This window comes from Arthrobacter sp. RCC_34 (assembly GCF_041360795.1).
Classification (GTDB): domain Bacteria; phylum Actinomycetota; class Actinomycetes; order Actinomycetales; family Micrococcaceae; genus Arthrobacter_E.
This window is the reverse complement of record NZ_JBFUPW010000001.1, coordinates 1836294-1856458: the sequence shown is the minus strand read 5'-3', so window position 1 is coordinate 1856458 and position 20165 is coordinate 1836294. Positions and strand designations below refer to the sequence as shown.

The following is a 20165-nucleotide window of genomic DNA, read 5'->3' as shown; positions in this document are numbered from 1 at the left end:
CGGAGCATTATCCCCGCCCTTCATCGGGTGGGGATGAGGGATTCCGCGCCGGAGTCAGCGCTCGCCGTCACCCCGTCGCTGCTGCGCGATCCAGGTGTGTTCGGCGATGGCGCCACTGACCTCGTCCCGGAGCCGGGCTCCTTCCGGCCGCCGATACAGATCACGTGCGAAGTACGGCGATTCCTTCTGATACGGCGCACTGTTGTGGATGGCCGCAGCGAGCCGGGACAGGAAGGTGTGCCCGCTCTTCCGGTACAGCCTGACTTCCGATGGGTTGAGATGGATGAGGGCGGAGCTGTCGATGAGTCCGCTGTAGCTGTACCGGGCGTCGAGGTAGAGATCTTCCCCCTTTCTCACCAGGAACCAGCTGCCAGCGGCATGAGCCACATACCGCATGCCCTGTTCCTCGGCGGCCAGACGCGTGGCGTCGCCCCACTGCTCGACGGGCGGGACCGGGCTCATGTGCCGGCGTCGTGCCTGGTCGAAACTGCAGTACTGGAACTCGGGCCGGCCGTCGCGGGTGAGCGTGAAACACACCGTGCGGGCGCAGCGCAGACATCGCAACTGGCTTTCCGCGCGCTCCATGAGACCGGAGGCCTGCAGCGGCAGCAGATCGTCAAGCCGCACCCAATGGGCATCCTCCTTCAAGGCGCCCGCGGCAGCCGCAGTGGACAGGGCCTCCACCGTCGCCTCGACGTCGACGGCGCCCGACGCCGACCGGCGCAGCAGATCGGAGCATCCGGGGCAGTCGTCATCCTCGGGGGCGGGCACCAGGCCCGGTTGGTCGGCGGTGATCGTGAGGCGCAGCAGATTTCCCGGCATGTTCCATCCGTCCGGGGCGAACACTGCGGTGACGAAGCCGCGATCCACGGCGAAGTACGGTGTCCGTAAACCCGCGAAGCTCGCCTTTCGGCCGAGCGCCGTTTCGAGGTCGTCCAGGGTCGCCCGGTTGCCTGTCCCGATCCACTCGGCCAGGCGGACGTGCCGGGCGTCATGCGCCACGTGCAGCACCACGCCGGCCACCGCGCCGTCGTGCAGGATGATCTCACCACCGGAGCGGTACCGCAGTCGGCGAACCTGCCGTGCCGGCTCGCCCACGCTGCGCTCCCGCGTCGACGAAGGCTCCGTCCCGAACTCGTGGAGGAGTTCCTGAACCCGGGGATCGCTCTCGTCCGCCCTCAGCACCCCGAGCAGCTCTGGCAGGCGATTGCGGGATGGCGCGGTCTTCATCCGGCCATTCTCGCCGAACCACGGGGCCGAAGCCACCGCCCTCACCGGTACTGCGTCTGCTCCACCCTCCGGTAGCCCCAGACGGCCACGGCCCCGCAGAGCAGGAAGTAGCCCGCCAGGATGATCAGCGCCAGGCCATTGCCTTCGCCGTGGAGCGCCGAGTTGATGAGATCCGCCCAGGCACCCGTGGGACTGAAAGTGTGCAGAGGCTGAAGGGCGCCCAGGTCCCAGGTGCCGAAGAGGCCTCCGATGAAGGCCAGTGGGAAGTAGATGAGGTTCGTGATCGGCACGGCTCCGCGGGCGGGCAGCCAGTAGCCGAGCGCGAGTCCTAGGGCGCCGTGCACCAGGCCCCCGAGGATCAACGCCCCCACACCCCACAGGAATCGCCCGGGCGGCACCGAGAAGACCGCCCCATTGGCCACACCCAGCACCAGGAGCGGCACGGAGAAGAGCACTGAGAAGAACAGCCCGGCGATCAGCTGTGACAGCACGCGCACCCTGGAGGGGACAGGGAGACTCAGAAGGTACAGACTCCACGCATCGTTCCGCGTGGACGCGATGCCGACGCCGAACTGGAACATCATCGTGCCCAGCATCGCGAAGGCCAGGTAGCTGAAGAGGATCTGCTCTGCCGGCAGATCCGCTCGCACGCCGACCATGAGGTAGAACGCCGCGGGGAGGGCGATGAGCGGTAGGAAGAAGGAGGGCAGTCGGAGAAGCTCCAGGACTTGAATCCGGACGTACTCGGCGACGAACTTCATGCCTTCTCCTCACTCAGAATCATGCTCACGGCATCCTCCAACGAAGATTGAAGGACATTCAGTTTCGGATCGTCCAGGACCTCCAGCAGGATCCTGCTGGCCGCGTCGGGATCCTCGGTCACCAAGCGGTAGCGGCCGGTCCCTAATGGTTCGACGACGCCGAGCTCGAGGACCGCTGCCGGCAGTGGCGCCGCGGCGGAGAAGCTGAGCTCATACAGCCCCAGGCGCTGCCTGACGGTCTCGATGCCCTCACTCAGAATGTTCCTGCCGTCTTTGACGAGGGTGACGGTGTCGGCGGTCGCCTCGATCTCGCCGTAGTCGTGAGAAGCCATGATGATGCACCGGCCGAGGTCCCGCTGTTCGAGGATGATGTTCCGCACCTGAGCGCGGCCCTCGAGGTCGAGACCGGCGAGCGGTTCGTCCATGATGATCACCGGGGCGTTGCAGATGATGGCGCCGGCGATGCCGAGCCGCCTGAGCTGCCCGCCCGAGAGCCCGCCGCACTGTTTGTCCAGGATCCCCTCGAGCGAGAGGGCGTCCTGCACCGCCGCGAAGTCGAGAGGGTCCGGGTAATGCACCGAGATGAACCTGAGCACTTCGCGGACCTTGAGCGTCGGCGGGAAGGTCACCGCCTGCGGCACACAGCTGAGGTTCCTTGCCTGAGGCCCTCCGCGGACCACTCGCTGTCCCAGAACAGTTGCCGTGCCCGAGGTCGGCTGCCGGATTCCTGTCAGGATGTTCAGCGCCGTCGACTTGCCGGCTCCGTTGGATCCGAGGAGGCAATGGACGCCCGCCCCCAGTTCCAGGGAGAAGCCCGCCAGAGCCGCCTTCCCCCGGTAGTCCTTGACCACGTTCTCCCACGACACGATCGCCGTCATGCCAGGCCCCCCGGTTCCTCGATGACATGTCCGAAAGCAACACTGTAGATGACGGACTGCTCCACGCCGTCGAGGCACAGCAAATCGTCCACTTTCTGATCGATGAACCCTCCCACGGCGCACGAACCGATTCCCGCCTCTTCGGCGCACATCATCATGGCCTGCGCCAGGTGCCCGGCCTCGATCAGCGTGAACCGGTACGCCCGCTGTCCGTATTTGATTCGCTGGCGCAGGAAATTCCCGACGAAGAACACCTGAAACGCCGAGGCCTCCGCAAGGTTCTGGAACACCAGACAGTCCCGGAGGAACTCCCGGGGATCTACCGGAACAGGAATCCGATGGAGCGTGGCTTCGTGCGGATCCAGAGCATGGATCCCGGGGGAGACTCCGTCCACCGCGGTCACCGCCAGGTAGAGGTCGATCGGGTACAGGCCACCGGCCGACGGAGCGCCGCGCCCGTGCTCCACCGTGAGGCAGGCCGATTCCCGGAGGATGCCGCTGAGGATCCGGGAGCTCACCGGCACCGGGGCGAAGCGGGCCGCGGAGCGTCGGCGACGGAGCGCGGCGGTGACTGGAGAAGCCGGCCCCGCGGCGTCGAGAGCCCGGCGTTCGGAGGACAAGTACGGCGGATGCGGACGGCCCAGCATTCTCAGCGCCTCGGGATCGGTGCTGAGCTCGGTGGAGTACGTCCCGGTGGCGGAGCCGCTCGCCCAGAGGCTGAGCTTCGAAGCGACGTGGAACGTCTCTGCGGGATCGTCGTACGCCGGGGTGGCGAGTGCCCATTGCTGCTGCATGAGGTGTCTCCGGGAGGTCAGGGGAACGGATGAGGGGTGGTGTGCACAGCGTCGGGATGCTGGCGGAGGTGCGGTTCGTCGACGTCGAGGGTGGCGGCTTGTGGACTCAGCGCACGGATCACGTGCCAGCCCTGCGACGCGACGTCGGGTGAGCGGACGTCCGCCAGGTACACCTGCCAGCCGGCGTCCTCCAGCGCGAGCAGCGCCGCGGGCAGCGGATGGATCCCGTCGCGGACGAACTCCGCCTCGGTCACGGCAGGACCCGAGTCCAGGAATTCGTTGAGGCGCCGGTTCGAGGGCCTGGCGTGGAAGGCGATGTGATCCCGCAGTGATTCGACCTCCGTGGGCGCCGACGATGCCGTGGGCGCCCACGATGCCGTTGCTTCGGCGAGGCCCCAGTTGTAGGTGTGCAGGGATTCGACGAACGCCGCGGTCATCGCCGCCCTGATGTCCGGCTTGGCCGAACAGCCCACGGCGAGCCCGACACGGTCCGAGCGGGCGCAGGACAGCACCACGGGCAATCCGCCGGGACCCTCCAGCCGGACGAGGGTGACGGTCACACCCTGGAGTTCCAGTTGCCGGCACGCTCCGCGTAAGGCGGGGGAGAAGTGCCCGGGGATGGTCTCCGGGATCCGCAGGGTGGCACCGGAGGTCCTGCGGTACCAGGCGCGCATGAAGCCGTCCCGTTCGACCAGTTCGAACACGGCTGCCCGCGCCGCCATGGCGTAGCTTCGGCCGGCGCCGAGACCGTTGGACGTGACGGTGCACCAGCGGGTCCGGTCGCCCGGGTTCAGATGGACCAGATCAGCAGGCGCGGCTCTGACCGAGTGGTCGACCGCGCGGTGCACCCTGACGAACGGCAGGTCCTCCACGGTGTCGGGATGGGCATAGGAGAAGCCCGGGCGTGCGTACTGCTCCTCGGTGAACGGCATGAACTCGGCGGCGGGGATGATCTCCTCCTGGCGCGGCTCGTCAAAGTGGTCGGGAAGGTACCCCGCCGAATACCGTTCGATGAACTCACCGCCGGCCGAGCCGTACAGCTGATCGGCGCCGATCCCGAAACCGCAGGAGGCCTCTTCCGGAAGGCAGGCTTCGAGGAAGCGCGGCAGATCGGGGGAGCGGTCGATGAGGGCCGGAAGACTCATCGCACCGGGGCCCACCCTCAGGGTCTTGATTCCGGGGATGAGGCCGACGTCGGGACCAGCCAGTCCGCTTCGGAGGAGGCTGGGGCGAGCCAGGGATAGCTGGTTGACGATCTCCCGGTCTGTGAACACGAGGGGCACCGCGGCACACTCCAAACTCTCGAGTTGTAGCTGGTCAGGGTTGCAGGGTTGATGACGCTGCACGACCCGATGAGATCGTTGGCGTCACGGTAGAAGGCGGCGACGGCGAGCCGTGCCGCGAGGTGGACTCCGAGCGCGACGTCGTGGGGCGGGAAGTTCTCCGACGGGATCGTCTGATGGAACCTCAGATACTCATCCGGCCAGTCGGTGGTGGCGGCCCGCCGGATGACGAGACATTCGAAGCAGGCGCTGGTGCCCGGCAGGACGGCGGGCCCCACGACGAGTTTGCCGCCGTCGAACGGGACGACCGGCACGTGGCATTCGCCCCGTGTCCAGGCGTCGCGGCAGACGTCGATCGCCTCCTGAACCGAGGGGCGGATGACGAGCACGGGGAGATCGGTCCGCCCGGAACCACGATCCTCGACATCGACGGTGGTGAAAGCACTCAGGACCTGTCGCGCTCGGGCCTCCCAGCGTTCCGGGACGTCGAGGCGAAGTGCCGGCCGGTCGGTTCGCGGGTCGAAAGGCGGGAGTCCGGTCAGCCGTTCCTGCGGACCCCGGAAGGCGGAGACGACCCCGGCCGAGCGAAGTGCGCCCAGAAGGCGTTCCTGGCCACCCAGGCCAGGAACGCCTTCCGCCACCTCGTCGAGGGTGCGGGGCGTGCCGAGGAACCGGAACAGCTCCCGGGCCAATTCCTGATGCTCGCGGAAGCGGACGATCGAGCTTCCGCACACCAGGACGAAGGAATCTTCGAAATCGGCTTGCCGGACGCCCTCGGCCACGACGTAGGTGGTGCTCACGGTGATTCGGCCTCCGGACCTACGACTGCTTCGGCGACGTGGGTCGTCCGGAGGAGCAGGACGAGGAGAGGGTGACGGTGTCACCGTTCATCTTCGCCGGGGTCACGAGGGCCCCGCCCGTTTCGAAATCGAGTTCCTTCAGCGCCATTTCCATCAGCGCCATTTCCTTCAGCGCCATCGGCATCACGCGACCCGGCTCGGTCTCCACCATGGGCGCAATCGTCAGTGCAGTGCTCACTTGCTCTCCTTTGGACAAAGCGAATATTTATCGAATAACACCTGATATTCAAAGGTGTTGAAATGAGCTTAGAAGCGGGTTTCGTCGCTCGTCAAGGGCATATAAATATTCTTTCGAAGAAAGTTCTGAGCCCGTTTTCTGACGGTAATTTCGGGAAATTGGCGCGATAAAAGAGAGGCCTCTTGCCGGCCAGGCAGGAATTCTTCGACCCCGGGGGAATCGCCAGGGGAAGCTCAGGGATCACTCGGGAACGTGGATGCGCTCACACCAGTATCGCCACTGGATGGGCAAATGTCCAACAGTTCGTTCCGTGTCGTGCGTCCCTCGGCACTGGGCCATCCGCTCTGACCTGACATCCGCCCGACCTGACATCCGCCCTGACCGGACATGGCCGGCCAGGGACGGGCTCCCGTCCCGATAGCATGAGCCCATGACTGCCGCCCCCGTCGTCCTGTGCTTCCTCCTGCGCCCCTCGGGCGCCTCGGGCCTCGAAGGGAATCCCGCTCTCTGGGATGTTCTCCTCGGGCTCAAGAAGCGCGGCTTCGGCCAGGGGAAGGTGGTGGCCATCGGCGGCCACGTCGAAGCGGGCGAGACCCCGGAAGAGGCCCTCCAGCGGGAGGTCTGGGAGGAGGTCGACGTCGTAGTGCCCCAGGAGGCCCTGGCGAAGCTCGGCACGGTCCGGTTCGTCTTCCCTGCTCAGCCGGGCTGGGACATGAACTCCGTGGTGTACGCCGCGGACCGCTGGGAGGGCGAGGTGTCCCCGAGCGAGGAGATCTCCCCGGAGTGGCATGGCCTGGACAGCTTGCCGTTCCGCCGCATGTGGCCCGACGCCGGCCACTGGCTGGAGGAGGCCCTGACCCGCGCGGCGCGGGCGGTGTCCGGCGGTTCGCCGGAGCCCTTCGACGTCACGGTCACCCTGGCCGACGACAACCACGCCGTCGCTGGTGTCGAGTGGACCCTCGGCGGACCGCGCGCCGAACCGTTCCCTACGGCCTGAACCGGACGCTGCGGCCTGAACCGGAACCTGAACGACGACGGCGCGCGGCCACCGGAAGGGTGACCGCGCGCCGTCGTCGTGGTGTGCTGGTCGTCGTGCTGTCCTGAGCGTCAGCCCAGGTGCCGCTCCTCCACGCCGTTGTAAGCGCTCAGGGGGCGGATCAGGGAGTTCGCGCCCGCCTGCTCCATGACGTGGGCGGTCCAGCCGACGATCCGGCTGGCGACGAACAGCGGCGTGAACGTCGGAGTGTCGAAGCCCATGAGGTGGTAGGTGGGGCCGGCGGGGTAGTCGAGGTTCGGTTTGATGCTCTTCGCCTCGTCCATGGCCTGTTCGAGCCCGTTGTAGAGGCCGAGGAGCTCGGGACGGCCGTAGTGCTCGATCATGGCGTCCAGCGCGGCCTTCATGGTCGGCACGCGGGAATCGCCGTGCTTGTAGACGCGGTGGCCGAAGCCCATGATCTTCTTCTTGGCGGCGAGCGCCTCCTCCATCCAGGTCTTCGCCCGGGCGGCGGCGTCCTCGGCGGACTCGGAAGGGTCGATGCCCAGTTCCTCGAAGGTGTGCATGACCGCTTCGTTGGCGCCGCCGTGCAGCGGTCCCTTGAGAGCGCCGATGGCGCCCGTGACGGCCGAATGCAGATCAGCGAGTGTCGACGTGATGACCCGGGCCGTGAAGGTGGAGGCGTTGAATGAGTGCTCCGCATACAGGATCATCGAGACGTTGAACGCGTCGACCACGGCTGGGGCGGCCTCCTCGCCGAACGTCATCCAGAGGAAGTTCGCCGAGTAGCCCAGATCGTCACGGGGTTCCACGGCGTCCTGGCCGTGCCGGCGTCGCTGGTCGTACGCGACCACGGCGGGCATCGCGGCCCACAGATCGATCGCCTTCGACAGGTTCGCCTCGGGGCTGGAGTCCTCCGCCTGCGGATGCCGGGCGCCCAGGACGGAGGCCGCCGTGCGGCAGACGTCCATCGGATGGGAGCCCAGGGGCAGGGCGTCGATCACGGTCTTCAGCACGGGATCCAGGGCGCGCCCGGCACGTTCGCGGGCCTGGAACGCCTCCAGCTCCCCGGGGGTCGGCAGTTCGCCGTTCCAGAGCAGGTAGGCGACCTCCTCGAAACTCTTGGCCGCGGCCAGCTCCTGTACCGGGTACCCCCGGTAGAGCAGGGAATTGCTGTCCGGATTGACCTTGGAGATGGCGGTGTAATCCACCACCACGCCAGCCAGGCCCTTCTTGATCTCGGTCTCTTGGGGTGTGGTGCTCATGGTGACTCCTTCGTCGAATGAAGCCTTCGGTGTGATTCTGGGACTGTTTCCTGTGAATTGGCTTCGAGCGGTGTGACAGCCCGATGAGTCATCGCGGTGTGCCCGGCACCTGGAAGTTGAAGACCCCGGTGTCGAAGCTGTTGTAGGCGGGATAGTCCACCAGTTCGTACAGCCGGGCACGGGTCAGCATGTCCGGCACGGCGGCCTGCTGGGTGCCGTCCGCCTTGATGGTCTCCAGCACCCGCTCCGCCGCGCCCAGCGCACTGCGCAGCAGCGTCACGGGGTAGATGAGCATGTTCACGCCCACCGAGGACAGCTCGTCCAGGGTGAACAGTTCACTCTGCCCGAATTCCGTCATATTGGCCAGGATCGGCACGTCCACGGCCTCCCGGATGGCGGCGAACTCCTCCAGGGTCTTCATGGCCTCGGGGAAGATCGCGTCGGCGCCGGCCGCCACCAGGGCGCGGGCGCGTTCCTGGGCGGCTTCCAGCCCGTCCGCGGCCCGGATGTCCGTCCGGGCCATGAGGAGGAAGCCGGGGTCCCGGCGGGCCTGGGCCGCCGCCTGGATGCGCCGCGTGGCGGTCTCGACGTCCACCACCGACTTGCCGTCCAGATGACCGCAGCGCTTCGGGTTGACCTGGTCCTCGATGTGGCAGCCGGCCAGCCCGGCGTCTTCCAGCTCCTGCACGGTGCGGGCCACGTTCATGGGCTCGCCGAAGCCGGTGTCGGCGTCGACGAGTGCGGGCAGATCCGTCATCCGGGCGATCTGGCCGGCGCGCGTCGCCACTTCCGTAAGCGTGGTGAGTCCGATGTCCGGCAGTCCCAGGTCGTTGGCGAGGACCGCGCCGGAGATGTAGACGCCGTCGAACCCCTTCTCCTCGATCAGCCGGGCGGACAGCGGGTTGAACGCCCCGGGGAACTGGACGGTGCGGCCGGAGGCCAGCAGCTCCCTCAGCTCGTGGCGCTTCTGCTCGGGCGTGCGCGTCGAATACAGCATCAGAAGAGGCCCTTCGGCCCGGCGGCCAGATCGATCACGCCGGGGGCCGCCTGGATGTTCAGCTGGTCCAGTTCGCCGGCGGCGAGCTCCGGGAGGCGCTGCACCGTGTCGAGGAACCGCTCGATCTCGGCCGGTTCCACGAGGCCCTCGGCAAGGGTGCGGAACTTGGTGATGTACTGCTCGCGGGCAAACGGCCGGGCGCCGAGCGGATGGGCGTCCGCGACGGCGATCTCGTCCTCGATCACGCGGCCGTCCGTGAGGGTGATGACGACTCGGCCGCCGAACGCCTTCTCCGCGATGTCCAGGGAGTGGTAGCGGCGCGTCCACTCGGGGTCCTCTTCAGTGGTCACCTTGTGCCACAGCTCCACCGTGTCCGGGCGGGACGCGCGGTCCGGGGCGTAGGAGTCGACGTGGTGCCAGCGGCCGTCCTGGAGTGCGACGGTGAAGATGTACGGGATGGAGTGGTCCAGCGTCTCGCGGCTCGCCGTCGGGCTGTACTTCTGCGGGTCGTTGGCGCCGGAGCCGATGACGTAGTGCGTGTGGTGGCTCGTGTGGATCACGATGCTCGCGACGTTCGCCGGGTCCGTGAGCTCGGGGTGTTCACCATGCAGCTTGCGGGCGAGGTCGATCCAGGCCTGTGCCTGGTACTCCGCCGAGTGCTCCTTGGTGTAGGTGTCCAGGATCGCGCGCTTGGACTCGCCCGGCTCGGGAAGCGGCACCTCGTAGGAGGCGTCGGGGCCGTCCAGCATCCAGGCGATCACACCGTCTTCGCCCTCGTAGATCGGGACAGGGGAGGTCTGCCCGCGCATGGCACGGTCCACGGACTCCACCGCCATCTTGCCGGCGAACGCGGGGGCGTGCGCCTTCCAGGTGGAGATCTCGCCCTTACGGGACTGCCGGGTGGCGGTGGTGGTATGGAGTGCCTGGCCGACGGACTGGAAGACGGTCTCCGTGTCGAGGCCGAGGAGGGTTCCGAGCCCCGCGGCGGCGGACGGCCCGAGGTGGGCGACGTGGTCGATCTTGTGGGCGTGCAGGCAGATGGCCTTCACGAGGTCGACCTGGATCTCGTACCCGGTCGCGATGCCGCGGATCAGGTCCGCGCCGGAGGAGCCGACGTGTTGGGCGACCGCCAGCAGAGGCGGGATGTTGTCGCCCGGGTGGGAGTAATCGGCGGCGAGGAAGGTGTCGTGATAGTCGAGTTCCCGCACGGCGACACCGTTGGCCCAGGCGGCCCATTCGGGGGAGACCCGTTCCTGGATCCCGAAGACCGTCGACCCGGGTCCGCCGGTGGACGGTGCGTGGGTGAGCGCCTGAGCCCGCGCGGCGACGATGGGCGCGCGGTTCAGGGAGGCGATGGCCACCGAAGCGTTATCGATGATGCGGTTGATGATCATGTCCGTGACGTCGGCGTCGACGGGGACGGGATCGGTGGCCACCCGGGCGATCTTGTGGGCCAGCTGGTCCTCGCGGGCCAGGTTCTCCTCGCTGCGGTGGACGCGGACGTTGTGGGTTTTCACCGGGACTCGCTTTCCTGTGGGGTGGTGTCGTTGACGGTGCGGGTGGGCGACAGGATGCCGCGGCCCCGCTGGCTGTGGTGGAGGTGGTCCAGGCTGGCGTGCAGGTGGACGGTCGTGGCCGCGGCCGCCAGTCCCGGGTTGCCCCCGGCGACGGCGGCGGCGATCGCCGCGTGCTCCCGCGAGGAGTCGCGCAGCCGCCCGAGGTTGTCGTGCGCCAGGCGGCGCAGACGCTGAAGGTGGGGGCGGAGCTGACGCAGGGACAGCGCCAGGTACGCGTTGCCGCACTCCTCGTCCAGGGCGTCGTCGAGCTCTCCGACCAGCCGGTAGTAGCCGTCCACTGCGGACGAGGCGTCCAGGAGTGCTTCCGCCGCGACGAACTGTTCGTGGAGGTGTGCGAAGCGCTCGCGGTCGCCGCGACTCGCGGCGAGCGCGGCCGCGCGGCTCTCCAGAGTCTCCCGGAGTTCGAAGAGCTGGTCGAGGTCGCCCACGGAGAGCTCCGCCACGACGACGCCGCGCCGCCGCTCGGCGACGGCCAGCCCCTCCGCGGTGAGCCGGGAGAGCGCCTCCCGCACCGGGGTGCGGCTCACGCCGAGCCGTTCGGCCTGTTCCACTTCGGCGAGGACGGTGCCGGGGGCCAGGCGCCAGGAGACGATGTCCTCCCGGAGGGCTTCGTACGCCCGGTCACGTGCTCGCATGGCCTCAGTGTATACACAAAGGGCTCATCAAAGGGGTAGACGGCCTTAAATCCCAGCTTATGTATACAAACCCGCTCAGCCGCTCGACGCCGGTGACGCCGCAGCCGGCGCCGGCGAAGGGCTCGTCGAGGGGGCGGCAGGAAGTCCCAGGACCGTCCCCATGAGGTCGGCGAGGTGGACGTGCCCCGCGGGGCTGGGGTGTTCACCGTCCGGGCCGAGCAGCGCGTCTGCTTGCGTGGCCATCCAGTCATGGGTGATCGGGTCCACGAATTCGACGGACGACGCCTCGGCCGCGGCCTTGAGGGCGTCGCGAATCGCCAGGAGGTCCTGGTCCGGATCCGCCGAGTATGCGGGTGGTCCCACCACTATCCGGCGGGCGTGAGGGGCGCGGAGCCTCACATCCTGGAGCGCGGCCAACGCGGCCTGCTTCACCTGTCCGACATCCTCGCCGAGGTCGTTGTCCGATCCGAAAAACAGCACCGTCCGGGTCCAGGCGTTGACGGCGTGCTGCACTTCGGTCCCGAACGTGTCGCCGTCCTCACCGGGGCTGACGTAACCGCTGCCGTTCTGCGCCGCGTTGACCAGGACCAGATTGGGTTTCGCCGAGGCAAGCCGCTCGTTCAGGAGAGTCGGCCAGGCCTGATCGGCGGACGTCCCGAATCCGGTGCTCAGGGAGTCGCCGATGATGACGAGGTTGGACTGCCCGGGCGGAGCGGGCGTGGCGTGGGTGGCGGCCTGGGCGCTCGTGCCGCAGGCGCCCAGCAGGGCCGCGACGGGACCGCCGACGGTGAGCAGGAGGAAGGTCCTCCGGCTGCTGCCGCCTTGCTGGTCCCGTGAGTTCTGCACGTCCCTCATGCTCTCCATCATTCCTGTGTCTGCGCTGTGTCGCCGATAGCTGTGTCGCTGATAGCTGTGCCGCCGCTGCCGCGCCGCCTCACACGCTGCGGTACTCGTTCTCCGGCCGTCCGGGGGTGCCGTAGCGCGGGGTGCTGCGCAGCACCCCGGCTGCCACCAGATGCTCGAGGTAGCGGCGGGCGGTCACCCGCGAAAGGTTCGCCTGTTCCGCCAGCTCGGCAGCGGACAGCGGGTGCGGCGCGGTGGTGACCAGTTCGCGGACGGCGGCAAGCGTCGTCGTCGAGATGCCCTTCGGCAGCGGCAGTTCCACCGGTGCGCGCAAGGTGGCGAAGGCCTGATCCACGGCGCTCTGATCCACCGGCGCGGGGGAGGAGTCCTCCGTCTCCGCTCCGGAGGAGCCGAGGGTCTGCCGGAAGGAGCGGTAGTTCTCGAGCTTCTCGGCGAAGGTCGCGTAGGTGAACGGCTTGATGAGGTACTGCACCACGCCGGTCGCGATGGCGCCCCGAACGACGGCGAGTTCCCGGACCGCTGTGATCGCGATGATGTCCGTGAGCAGGCCCGCGCTGCGCATCCGGCGCGCGACGTCCAGCCCGTGCAGATCCGGGAGGTTCATGTCCAGGAGCACCAGGTCCACGGTCTCGCCGCGCTCGCGGGCGAGGATCAGCGCTTTGAGCGCCTCTTGGCCCCCGGCGGCGCTTCCGGCGTGCTCGAAGCCCTCCAGGCGGTCCAGGTAGGCGGCGTGCGCCTCCCGGGCGATCGCCTCGTCCTCGACGACGAGGACCCGGATGGGTTTCATGACTCTCCTTCGGGGGTTTCTGCCGGTCCGCCGTGCAGCGGCAGGGTGACGACGAAGCGGGCCCCGGGCAGTTCCCCCGGCTCCCGTGGCGCGGAAACGGACAACGGCGCGTGGCCGGCGTCCACCTCCAGTGTCCCATCCAGCCTGCGCACCGTCTGCCGCACGAGCGCCAGCCCCACCCCGCGGCCGTGCCGGCTCTCCTTAGTGGAGTACCCGAACTCGAACGCGCGCTCGAGCTGTCCCTCACCGAGCCCGGCCCCCGAGTCCTGCACGGTGAACGTGACGGATCCTTCGTCCGCGGTGATGCCCAGGCGTACCAGACGCGGCGCCTCGGCGGCCGCCGCTGCGTCGATGGCGTTGTCCAGGAGGTTGCCGAGGATGGTCACCAGATCCTGGACCGGGATGTCCAGCGCGGCGGGGGTGGAACCGCCGTGCAGTTCCAGGAGGACGCCGCGTTCGTGGGCCTCCGCTGATTTGCCCATGACGAGCGCGGCCAGGACCGGTTCGTCCACGGATCCCAGGAGGTCATCGGCCAGGCGCTGACCCAGTTCGAGGTCCCGGGTGGCGAGTTCCAGCGCCTCGGGGGTCCGGCCCAGTTCCATGAGCGAGACCATGAGGTGCAGGCGGTTGGCGTGTTCGTGGGTCTGTGCGCGGAGCGCGTCGGAGAGGGTGCGGGTGGTGGCCAGCTCCGAGCCGAGGGATTCGATCTCGGTCCGGTCGCGCAGGGTGGCGACCGTTCCGAGGCGCCGCGGCCGCGATCTCGTGCCGGAGTCCTGTTCGACGGCAGCCTGCTGGTTGACCACCAGGAGGCGGGGTCCGGCGAGGTGGACTTCGTCCCGTGCTTCGCGTCCGGAGGTGAAGAGGTCCCGCAGGCTTGGTTCGAGGGGCAGCTCCGCGACAGTCGGCGGCACGGCGGCCCCGGCACCAGAGGCGGCGGCCGGCGAACCGGAGGGCCCGGCGGAGTCGAAGCCCAGAAGCTCCGCCGCCTGGTCGTTGTACATCACCACCCGGCCCCGGGTGTCCACGAGGACCACGCCTTCGCGGACCGAGTGGAGCACGGATTCGTAATACGCGAAGAGCTGGGCGAGCTGCTCCGCGCCCCAGCCGTGCGTGACACGGCGCAGATACCGGCCGAGGAGCCAGGCCACGAGCGCGCCGCCGGTCACGAGGGCCGCCGCCAGGCCGAGGATCGCCAGAAGTCGCCAGGTGATGCCGGCGTCGACATTCTGCACGGTGACGCCCGCGGACACGAGAGCCACCACTTTTCCGGAGGTGTTCTTCACCGGGACGATCGTCCGGACGGACGCGCCCAGGGTGCCGGTGTAGGTCTCGGTGAAGTCCTGGCCGCGCAGCGCCGGTGCGACGGTACCCAGGTACTTCTTGCCGATCTCGGCCGGGTTGGCGTGCGTCCAACGGGTCGTGTCCGGGCTCATGATCGTCAGGAAGTCCACGTGGCCGCGCCGCATGACCGCCTCGGCGTACGGCTGCAGGGTCACGGACGGCTCGCGGGAGACGGCGGCCTGCACCACGAAGGGGCTCGCCGCCACCGTGGCCGCGACGCTCTGGGTGCGTTGCCCGGCGTCGTCGTAACTGCGCGTTCTGATGTCGACGGCGGCGAAGGCGCTCGCCGCGATGGCGGCCGTCAGCACGAGGAGCAGGTTCGCCACGAAGAGACGGCGGGCGATGCTCCAGCGCCCCATGAGGTCCTTCACGGTTTACGTCTCCTCCGTGTCCGGTGAGCGCCGGTCGGCGCCGTCGCCTGATGTCGTGCCTGGTTCCGGTCCGCCCCCGCGACCAATATGACCGCAAGAGTGACCTGGGTCACGCCCCCGGCCACCATGGTCCCACGAGGTGCGGTCAGTCAGGCCGCGCGAACGACTCCCAAGGAGCAACGAATGTCCTTGCAGCATCAGGCGCCAATGGCGGCGCCCGCGCGCGGCAAACGTCTTGAATCATCCCACTACCTGTACATCGCCGTCATCGTCGCGGTGGTGCTCGGAGCCGTGGTGGGCATCCTGTTCCCCGAAGTGGGGAAGTCCCTGAAGCCTCTGGGCGACGGGTTCATCAAGCTCATCAAGATGATGATCGCCCCGGTGATCTTCTGCACCATCGTCCTCGGCATCGGCTCGATCGCCAAGGCGGCCACGGTGGGCAAGGTGGGCGGCCTCGCCCTCCTGTACTTCGTGATCATGTCCACGTTCGCGCTGGCCATCGGCCTCGTGGTGGGCAACCTCATCCACCCGGGCGAGGGCCTCAAGCTCACCCCGTACGACCCCAATAAGAAAGCGGCCACGGACAGCACCGTGGACTTCCTGCTCGGGATCATCCCGGGGGACATCCCCGTGCTCCCGACCCTGCTGGTGGCCATCCTTGTGGGCTTCGCCGTCCAGAAGATGGGCACGCAGGGCACCCCGATCCTCAACGCGATCGGTCACGCCCAGAAGCTCGTGTTCCGCATCCTGGTCATGATCATGTGGCTCGCTCCGGTGGGCGCATTCGGCGCCATCGCCGCCGTCGTCGGTGCGACCGGCGTCAAGGCGATCGTCAGCATGCTGACCCTCATGGTGGCGTTCTACCTGACGTGCATCCTCTTCATCGTCCTGGTGCTCGGTTCGCTCCTGCGCGTGGTGTCCGGGGTCAACATCTTCAGCCTCATGAAGTACCTGGGCCGCGAATACCTGCTCATCTTCTCCACCTCCTCCTCGGAAGCGGCGCTGCCGCGGCTCATCGCCAAGATGGAGCACCTGGGCGTGTCGAAGCCGGTGGTCGGCGTGACCGTTCCCACCGGGTACTCCTTCAACCTGGACGGCACGGCCATCTACCTGACCATGGCCTCCCTGTTCGTCGCCAACGCCATGAACATGCCGCTCAACCTCGGGGAGCAGATCTCCCTCCTGGTCTTCATGATCATCGCGTCCAAGGGCGCCGCGGGTGTCACCGGCGCCGGTCTGGCCACCCTGGCCGCGGGCCTGCAGGCGCACCGTCCGGAGCTGCTGGGCGGCGTGGGCATCATCGTCGGCATCGACCGGTTCATGTCGGAGGCGCGTGCCCTGACGAACTTCACGGGCAACGCCGTGGCCACCGTGCTGATCGGGACCTGGGTCAAAGAGGTCGACACCGCTCAGGTGCGCTCCGTCCTCGCGGGGGAGCGGCCGTTCGACGAGTCCTCGATGCTCGCGGACGGTCACGGTCCGTCCGCTCCGGACAGCTCCTCCACGAGCCCGGGAACAGCTCCGGTCCCGGCCTAACCTTGACCCTCTACTTGAGGGTCAAGGCTCACGGAGGCGACTTTGTCAACATCCCCAGCCAGCGTGTCGTAGCCGCTAGGGTGGAGGTCAGGCAAGAGTCATCGCGATGCAGGAAGAGTGGATCATCACGTGAGCAGCGAACAGGGTACGACCGCGCTGGGTACCACCGAGGAAGATGTCAGGCTCGGCCCCACCGGCCGCCCCTGGCGGGAGTTCCCCACCCCGGCGCCCCTGGAATCGCACGGACCCGCCCGCGTCATCGCCATGGTGAACCAGAAGGGCGGCGTGGGTAAGACCACCTCCACCATCAACCTGGCCGCGGCGCTCGCCGAATACGGGCGCCGCGTCCTGTTGGTGGACTTCGATCCGCAGGGCGCCCTGTCCGCCGGCTTCGGCGCCAATCCGCACGAGCTGGACCTCACGGTCTACAACGTGCTGATGGACCGCAAGGTGGACATCCGGGACGCGATCCACTCCACCGGGGTGGAGGGCGTGGACCTGCTCCCCGCCAACATCGACCTCTCTGCCGCAGAGGTGCAGCTGGTCAACGAGGTGGCCCGCGAGCAGGTCCTCGCCAGCGCCCTGCGCAAGGTCGAGGACGACTACGACGTGGTCCTCATCGACTGCCAGCCGTCCCTCGGTCTGCTCACGGTCAACGCGCTCACCGCGGCGCACGGCGTGATCATCCCGCTGATCTGCGAGTTCTTCGCGCTCCGCGCCGTGGCGCTGCTCGTGGAGACCATCGAGAAGGTGCAGGATCGCCTTAACCCGCGGCTGCAGGTCGACGGCGTGCTCGCCACCATGTACGACGCCCGCACCCTCCACAGCCGTGAGGTCATCACGCGCCTGGTCGAGGCGTTCGGGGACAAGGTCTTCGAAACCGTCATCAAGCGCACCATCAAGTTCGCGGACGCCACGGTGGCCGCGGAACCCATCACGCAGTACGCCAGCAACCACCCGGGCGCCGAGGCGTACCGCCAGTTGGCCAAGGAACTCATCGAGCGCGGCGGTGCTCCGTAAGCAGCGTCATGCCCGCTGACCAGGTGAGCGGGCCGAAGCACGACGACGCCGCCCCGCACCCGCCTGCCGCGCAGGACGGCGGCGGGGCCGCCGTCGTCGTGGTCACCGAACCGGCTGTCGCCCCGCAGCCCGACCAGCCCCAGGGATTCCAGGTCCGGCTGGAGAACTTCTCCGGTCCGTTCGACCTGCTCCTGAGCCTGATCTCCAAGCGCGAGATGGACGTGACCGAGGTGGCCCTCGCGACCGTCACGGACGAGTTCATCGCGTACATCCGTGCGCTGCAGGAGCAGGGTGAGGACTGGGCCCTGGACGAAGCCAGCGAGTTCCTGGTCATCGCCGCCACGCTGCTCGACATCAAGGCCGCCCGGCTCCTGCCCGCCGGGGAACTCGACCCCGAAGAGGACCTCGCCGCGCTGGAGGCCCGGGACCTGCTCTTCGCCCGGTTGCTGCAGTACAAGGCCTTCAAGGAGGTCGCGACGCAGCTGGGCGAGGAGCTGGTCCAGGAGGCGCTGCGCTTCCCCCGGCTCGTGAGCCTCGAGCCGCATTTCGCCGCATTGCTCCCGGAACTCGTGTGGAAGCACGGCCCCGACGACTTCGCCCAGCTCGCCGCCAAGGTCCTCGCGCCCAAGGACGAGACGATCCCTCAGGTGGGAGTCGAACATCTGCACAGTGCGCCCGTGAGCGTTCGCGAGCAGGCGGAACTCCTCGCCCTGCGCCTGCAGGCGGAGCATCAGCTGAGCTTCCGGTCGCTCGTGGCGGACGCGCTGAACGCCCAGGTGGTGATCGCGAGGTTCCTGGCCGTCCTGGAGCTGTTCCGGGACCGGGCCGTGGCGTTCGAACAGCTTGAGGCGCTCGGGGAGCTGACCGTCCGGTGGACGGCGCATGAGCACGAGGGGGACGGCGCTCCGCTGCTCTCCGGTGGCTCCGATTTCGACGAACCGGCGGAGACTCCGACCGCCGAGGAAGGTGCTCACGATGAGCGATGACGACGGACTGCTGTCCGCGCTGGAGGCGGTCCTGATGGTGGTGGACGAGCCCGTGAGCGCGGTGCAGCTCGCCTCCGCGCTGGAGATCCCCGAGGACGAGGTGGAGGCGGGGCTTCAGGCGCTCCGTGCCGAGTACGACGGCGCGGTGCCCGGGGCCCGCATGCGAGGTTTCGAGCTGCGGAATCTCGCCGGTGGCTGGCGCATCTACTCACGACCCGTGCATGCGGAGGCCGTGCAGCGCTTCGTGATGGACGGCCAGACCGCACGGCTGACGCAGGCCGCGCTCGAGACCCTGGCCGTGGTGGCGTACCGGCAGCCGGTGTCGCGGGCACGGGTCTCCGCGATCCGCGGCGTCAACGTCGACTCGGTGATGAAGACCCTGGTCCAGCGGGGCCTCGTGGAGGACTGCGGCACCGATCCCGAGTCCGGAGCCATCCAGTACCGCACGACGGCGTACTTCCTGGAGCGACTCGGCGTGAAGGACCTGTCCGAGCTGCCGGCCATCTCGCCGTACCTCCCGGGCCTGGACGAGTCGACGGCGTTCTACCCGGGGTTGTAGGGGTCTCTCGCCCTCGGTGCTCTGCCGCTGTCCGCCGAAGTCCGCCCGCACCCGCCACCACCCGCCGAGACAGTGAGTTTCCGCTGAAACAGTGTGTTGTGCTCACTGTTTCAGCGGAAACTCACTGTCTCGGCGGTGCCTCACCCACACCGTCCCGCGATCAGCCAGTCCACATGCGGGCGTCGGTGGACCACCAGGCCTCGAGGCCGGGGCACCGTGGTCCTCATGAAGTCACCACATCTTCGACTCGATCCCGACGAAGTCCTCTGGTCATCCGCTGAACTCGACCTCCTGGGCATCCGGCACGCCCAACGGCGCCGCCTCGTGGAATCGGGTGTTCTCGTCCGGGTCCAGAGGGGCGCTTACGCCCGGAGGGATCACGCTGTCGGCCTTCCAAGATCGGGTCGTACTGAGCTGCGGTTGCGGGCTCATCAGAAAGTCCATGCGCGACGCCGGAACCGGGCCTTCGTGTACAGCCACACCTCCGCCGCCCTCCTTCACGGTTGTCAGCTGTGGCATGCGGACGAGCAGGTCCACGTCACGTGCCGGACCAGGACGTCGACGCTACGGCTTGGGCCATCGACCGTGATCCATCATCTTCCGGTGCTTCCCGATGAAATCTGTTCCTTCGGGGCCAGCGAAGCCACGTCGTTGGAGCGGACCGTCGTCGACTGCTGCCGCATCCTGGATCTTGAAGGCTGCGTCGTTCTCATGGATCAGGCGTTACGCGCGGGCGCGGACCGCGCGGTGCTGGAGGGGTACGTTCGACGGATGACCGGCCACCGCGGTGTGGTGAATCTGCGCCGCGCTCTGGAGCTCGGTGACCCGCAGAGCGAGTCGATGGGGGAGACCCGGACGAGATTTCTGCTGTGGTTCGAGAACCTGTCGATGCCCGTCTCCCAGTTCCCTGTCATGACGGATCGCTGCCTCCGACGCCTCGACTTCGCCTGGCCGGACCTGAAGGTCGCGCTGGAGTTCGACGGGCGGGTGAAGTACTTCGGGAGCGTGCCGACCGCTGAGGCGATTCTCGATGAACGCGTCCGGGAACGCCGGCTGATGGAGATGGGCTGGATCTTCGTCCGTCTGGACTGGAAGGACCTGGAGGATCCGGTCGGGGTGAAACGACGGATTCATGCGGCCTGGGCGAAGGCTCGGACGCGGGTTGATTGAGCTGCGATGTCGGGCCCAGGCCGCTGAAACAGTGAGTTTCCGCCGAAACAGTGCGTTTTGATCGCTGTTTCGGCGGAAA

The 20165-nt window shown here is 68.1% G+C and carries 20 protein-coding genes; 6 read left to right on the top strand and 14 right to left on the bottom strand.

Translation table 11 applies throughout. The features are described 5' to 3' along the window. Positions 1-54: 54 nt before the first annotated feature. Genes AB6732_RS08645 through AB6732_RS08615 form a run of 7 tightly spaced genes read right to left on the bottom strand, consistent with a single transcriptional unit; the run spans position 55 to position 5984 of the window. Positions 55-1230: a hypothetical protein gene (locus AB6732_RS08645; protein ID WP_370959539.1), complete on the bottom strand. Its 1176-nt coding sequence runs from the start codon at positions 1228-1230 to the stop codon at positions 55-57. Positions 1231-1271: 41 nt separating this feature from the next. Continuing rightward, positions 1272-1991 (bottom strand): ABC transporter permease, encoded by a 720-nt coding sequence (locus AB6732_RS08640; RefSeq protein ID WP_370959538.1) that lies wholly within the window; start codon positions 1989-1991, stop codon positions 1272-1274. Then, the gene (locus tag AB6732_RS08635) at positions 1988-2869 is read right to left on the bottom strand and encodes an ABC transporter ATP-binding protein (RefSeq protein ID WP_370959537.1); all 882 of its coding nucleotides are present in this window, start codon (positions 2867-2869) and stop codon (positions 1988-1990) included. The genes AB6732_RS08640 and AB6732_RS08635 overlap by 4 nt, the downstream gene beginning before the upstream one ends. Then, entirely contained in the window at positions 2866-3663 is a 798-nt protein-coding gene (locus AB6732_RS08630; protein WP_370959536.1) for a SagB family peptide dehydrogenase, read from the bottom strand. Before AB6732_RS08630 ends, AB6732_RS08635 begins: the two co-directional genes overlap by 4 nt. Positions 3664-3680: 17 nt before the next feature. Beyond that, entirely contained in the window at positions 3681-4808 is a 1128-nt protein-coding gene (locus AB6732_RS08625; RefSeq protein WP_370959535.1) for a YcaO-like family protein, read from the bottom strand. Between the two features lie 17 nt (positions 4809-4825). Beyond that, positions 4826-5746 (bottom strand): TOMM precursor leader peptide-binding protein, encoded by a 921-nt coding sequence (locus AB6732_RS08620; protein WP_370959534.1) that lies wholly within the window; start codon positions 5744-5746, stop codon positions 4826-4828. Between the two features lie 19 nt (positions 5747-5765). After that, positions 5766-5984: a hypothetical protein gene (locus tag AB6732_RS08615; RefSeq protein ID WP_370959533.1), complete on the bottom strand. Its 219-nt coding sequence runs from the start codon at positions 5982-5984 to the stop codon at positions 5766-5768. A 430-nt stretch (positions 5985-6414) separates the two neighbouring features. Here AB6732_RS08615 and AB6732_RS08610 point away from each other — a divergent pair, with 430 nt between their 5' ends. After that, complete coding sequence (locus AB6732_RS08610) at positions 6415-6981, top strand: 8-oxo-dGTP diphosphatase (RefSeq protein WP_370959532.1); 567 nt, start codon at positions 6415-6417, stop codon at positions 6979-6981. Between the two features lie 110 nt (positions 6982-7091). Here AB6732_RS08610 and AB6732_RS08605 read toward each other — a convergent pair whose 3' ends face one another. The 7 genes from AB6732_RS08605 to AB6732_RS08575 all read right to left on the bottom strand — a co-directional run bounded on the left by AB6732_RS08605 (position 7092) and on the right by AB6732_RS08575 (position 14803). Then, positions 7092-8243, bottom strand: coding sequence for a bifunctional 2-methylcitrate synthase/citrate synthase (locus AB6732_RS08605; protein WP_370959531.1), 1152 nt, complete (start codon positions 8241-8243; stop codon positions 7092-7094). Positions 8244-8331: 88 nt separating this feature from the next. Continuing rightward, positions 8332-9240 carry a methylisocitrate lyase gene (gene prpB, locus AB6732_RS08600; protein WP_370959530.1) on the bottom strand — a complete coding sequence of 303 codons (909 nt, stop codon included), beginning with the start codon at positions 9238-9240 and terminating at the stop codon, positions 8332-8334. Then, positions 9240-10757, bottom strand: coding sequence for an MmgE/PrpD family protein (locus AB6732_RS08595; protein WP_370959529.1), 1518 nt, complete (start codon positions 10755-10757; stop codon positions 9240-9242). The genes prpB and AB6732_RS08595 overlap by 1 nt, the downstream gene beginning before the upstream one ends. Next, positions 10754-11452, bottom strand: coding sequence for a GntR family transcriptional regulator (locus AB6732_RS08590; protein WP_370959528.1), 699 nt, complete (start codon positions 11450-11452; stop codon positions 10754-10756). The genes AB6732_RS08595 and AB6732_RS08590 overlap by 4 nt, the downstream gene beginning before the upstream one ends. 75 nt (positions 11453-11527) lie before the next feature. Next, complete coding sequence (locus AB6732_RS08585) at positions 11528-12307, bottom strand: SGNH/GDSL hydrolase family protein (protein ID WP_370959527.1); 780 nt, start codon at positions 12305-12307, stop codon at positions 11528-11530. Positions 12308-12386: 79 nt separating this feature from the next. Beyond that, positions 12387-13103, bottom strand: a complete 717-nt coding sequence (locus AB6732_RS08580) for a response regulator (protein WP_370959526.1) — start codon at positions 13101-13103, stop codon at positions 12387-12389. After that, entirely contained in the window at positions 13100-14803 is a 1704-nt protein-coding gene (locus AB6732_RS08575; RefSeq protein ID WP_370959622.1) for an ATP-binding protein, read from the bottom strand. The genes AB6732_RS08580 and AB6732_RS08575 overlap by 4 nt, the downstream gene beginning before the upstream one ends. 195 nt (positions 14804-14998) lie before the next feature. On the opposite strand from AB6732_RS08575, the gene AB6732_RS08570 reads away from it, so the two are divergent. From AB6732_RS08570 to AB6732_RS08550, 5 genes are all read left to right on the top strand, one after another. After that, positions 14999-16351, top strand: coding sequence for a cation:dicarboxylate symporter family transporter (locus tag AB6732_RS08570; protein WP_370959525.1), 1353 nt, complete (start codon positions 14999-15001; stop codon positions 16349-16351). Positions 16352-16480: 129 nt separating this feature from the next. After that, positions 16481-17371: a ParA family protein gene (locus tag AB6732_RS08565; protein WP_208188573.1), complete on the top strand. Its 891-nt coding sequence runs from the start codon at positions 16481-16483 to the stop codon at positions 17369-17371. 8 nt (positions 17372-17379) lie between these two features. Further along, the gene (locus AB6732_RS08560; protein ID WP_370959524.1) at positions 17380-18357 is read left to right on the top strand and encodes a ScpA family protein; all 978 of its coding nucleotides are present in this window, start codon (positions 17380-17382) and stop codon (positions 18355-18357) included. Continuing rightward, positions 18347-18916 carry an SMC-Scp complex subunit ScpB gene (locus tag AB6732_RS08555; RefSeq protein ID WP_370959523.1) on the top strand — a complete coding sequence of 190 codons (570 nt, stop codon included), beginning with the start codon at positions 18347-18349 and terminating at the stop codon, positions 18914-18916. The genes AB6732_RS08560 and AB6732_RS08555 overlap by 11 nt, the downstream gene beginning before the upstream one ends. Positions 18917-19519: 603 nt before the next feature. Beyond that, positions 19520-20086, top strand: coding sequence for a hypothetical protein (locus tag AB6732_RS08550; protein WP_370959522.1), 567 nt, complete (start codon positions 19520-19522; stop codon positions 20084-20086). The last annotated feature ends 79 nt before the right edge of the window (positions 20087-20165 follow it).

Excerpts from the sequence above, each read along its gene's own strand:
- AB6732_RS08585 (WP_370959527.1), bottom strand. The coding sequence starts at position 12,307 with ATGAGGGACGTGCAGAACTCACGGGACCAGCAAGGCGGCAGCAGCCGG.
- AB6732_RS08580 (WP_370959526.1), bottom strand. The coding sequence starts at position 13,103 with ATGAAACCCATCCGGGTCCTCGTCGTCGAGGACGAGGCGATCGCCCGG.
- AB6732_RS08575 (WP_370959622.1), bottom strand. The coding sequence starts at position 14,803 with ATGGGGCGCTGGAGCATCGCCCGCCGTCTCTTCGTGGCGAACCTGCTC.
- AB6732_RS08645 (WP_370959539.1), bottom strand. The coding sequence starts at position 1,230 with ATGAAGACCGCGCCATCCCGCAATCGCCTGCCAGAGCTGCTCGGGGTG.
- AB6732_RS08560 (WP_370959524.1), top strand. The coding sequence starts at position 17,380 with ATGCCCGCTGACCAGGTGAGCGGGCCGAAGCACGACGACGCCGCCCCG.
- AB6732_RS08625 (WP_370959535.1), bottom strand. The coding sequence starts at position 4,808 with ATGAGTCTTCCGGCCCTCATCGACCGCTCCCCCGATCTGCCGCGCTTC.
- AB6732_RS08640 (WP_370959538.1), bottom strand. The coding sequence starts at position 1,991 with ATGAAGTTCGTCGCCGAGTACGTCCGGATTCAAGTCCTGGAGCTTCTC.
- AB6732_RS08610 (WP_370959532.1), top strand. The coding sequence starts at position 6,415 with ATGACTGCCGCCCCCGTCGTCCTGTGCTTCCTCCTGCGCCCCTCGGGC.
- AB6732_RS08590 (WP_370959528.1), bottom strand. The coding sequence starts at position 11,452 with ATGCGAGCACGTGACCGGGCGTACGAAGCCCTCCGGGAGGACATCGTC.
- AB6732_RS08555 (WP_370959523.1), top strand. The coding sequence starts at position 18,347 with ATGAGCGATGACGACGGACTGCTGTCCGCGCTGGAGGCGGTCCTGATG.
- AB6732_RS08570 (WP_370959525.1), top strand. The coding sequence starts at position 14,999 with ATGTCCTTGCAGCATCAGGCGCCAATGGCGGCGCCCGCGCGCGGCAAA.
- prpB (WP_370959530.1), bottom strand. The coding sequence starts at position 9,240 with ATGCTGTATTCGACGCGCACGCCCGAGCAGAAGCGCCACGAGCTGAGG.
- AB6732_RS08630 (WP_370959536.1), bottom strand. The coding sequence starts at position 3,663 with ATGCAGCAGCAATGGGCACTCGCCACCCCGGCGTACGACGATCCCGCA.
- AB6732_RS08605 (WP_370959531.1), bottom strand. The coding sequence starts at position 8,243 with ATGAGCACCACACCCCAAGAGACCGAGATCAAGAAGGGCCTGGCTGGC.
- AB6732_RS08635 (WP_370959537.1), bottom strand. The coding sequence starts at position 2,869 with ATGACGGCGATCGTGTCGTGGGAGAACGTGGTCAAGGACTACCGGGGG.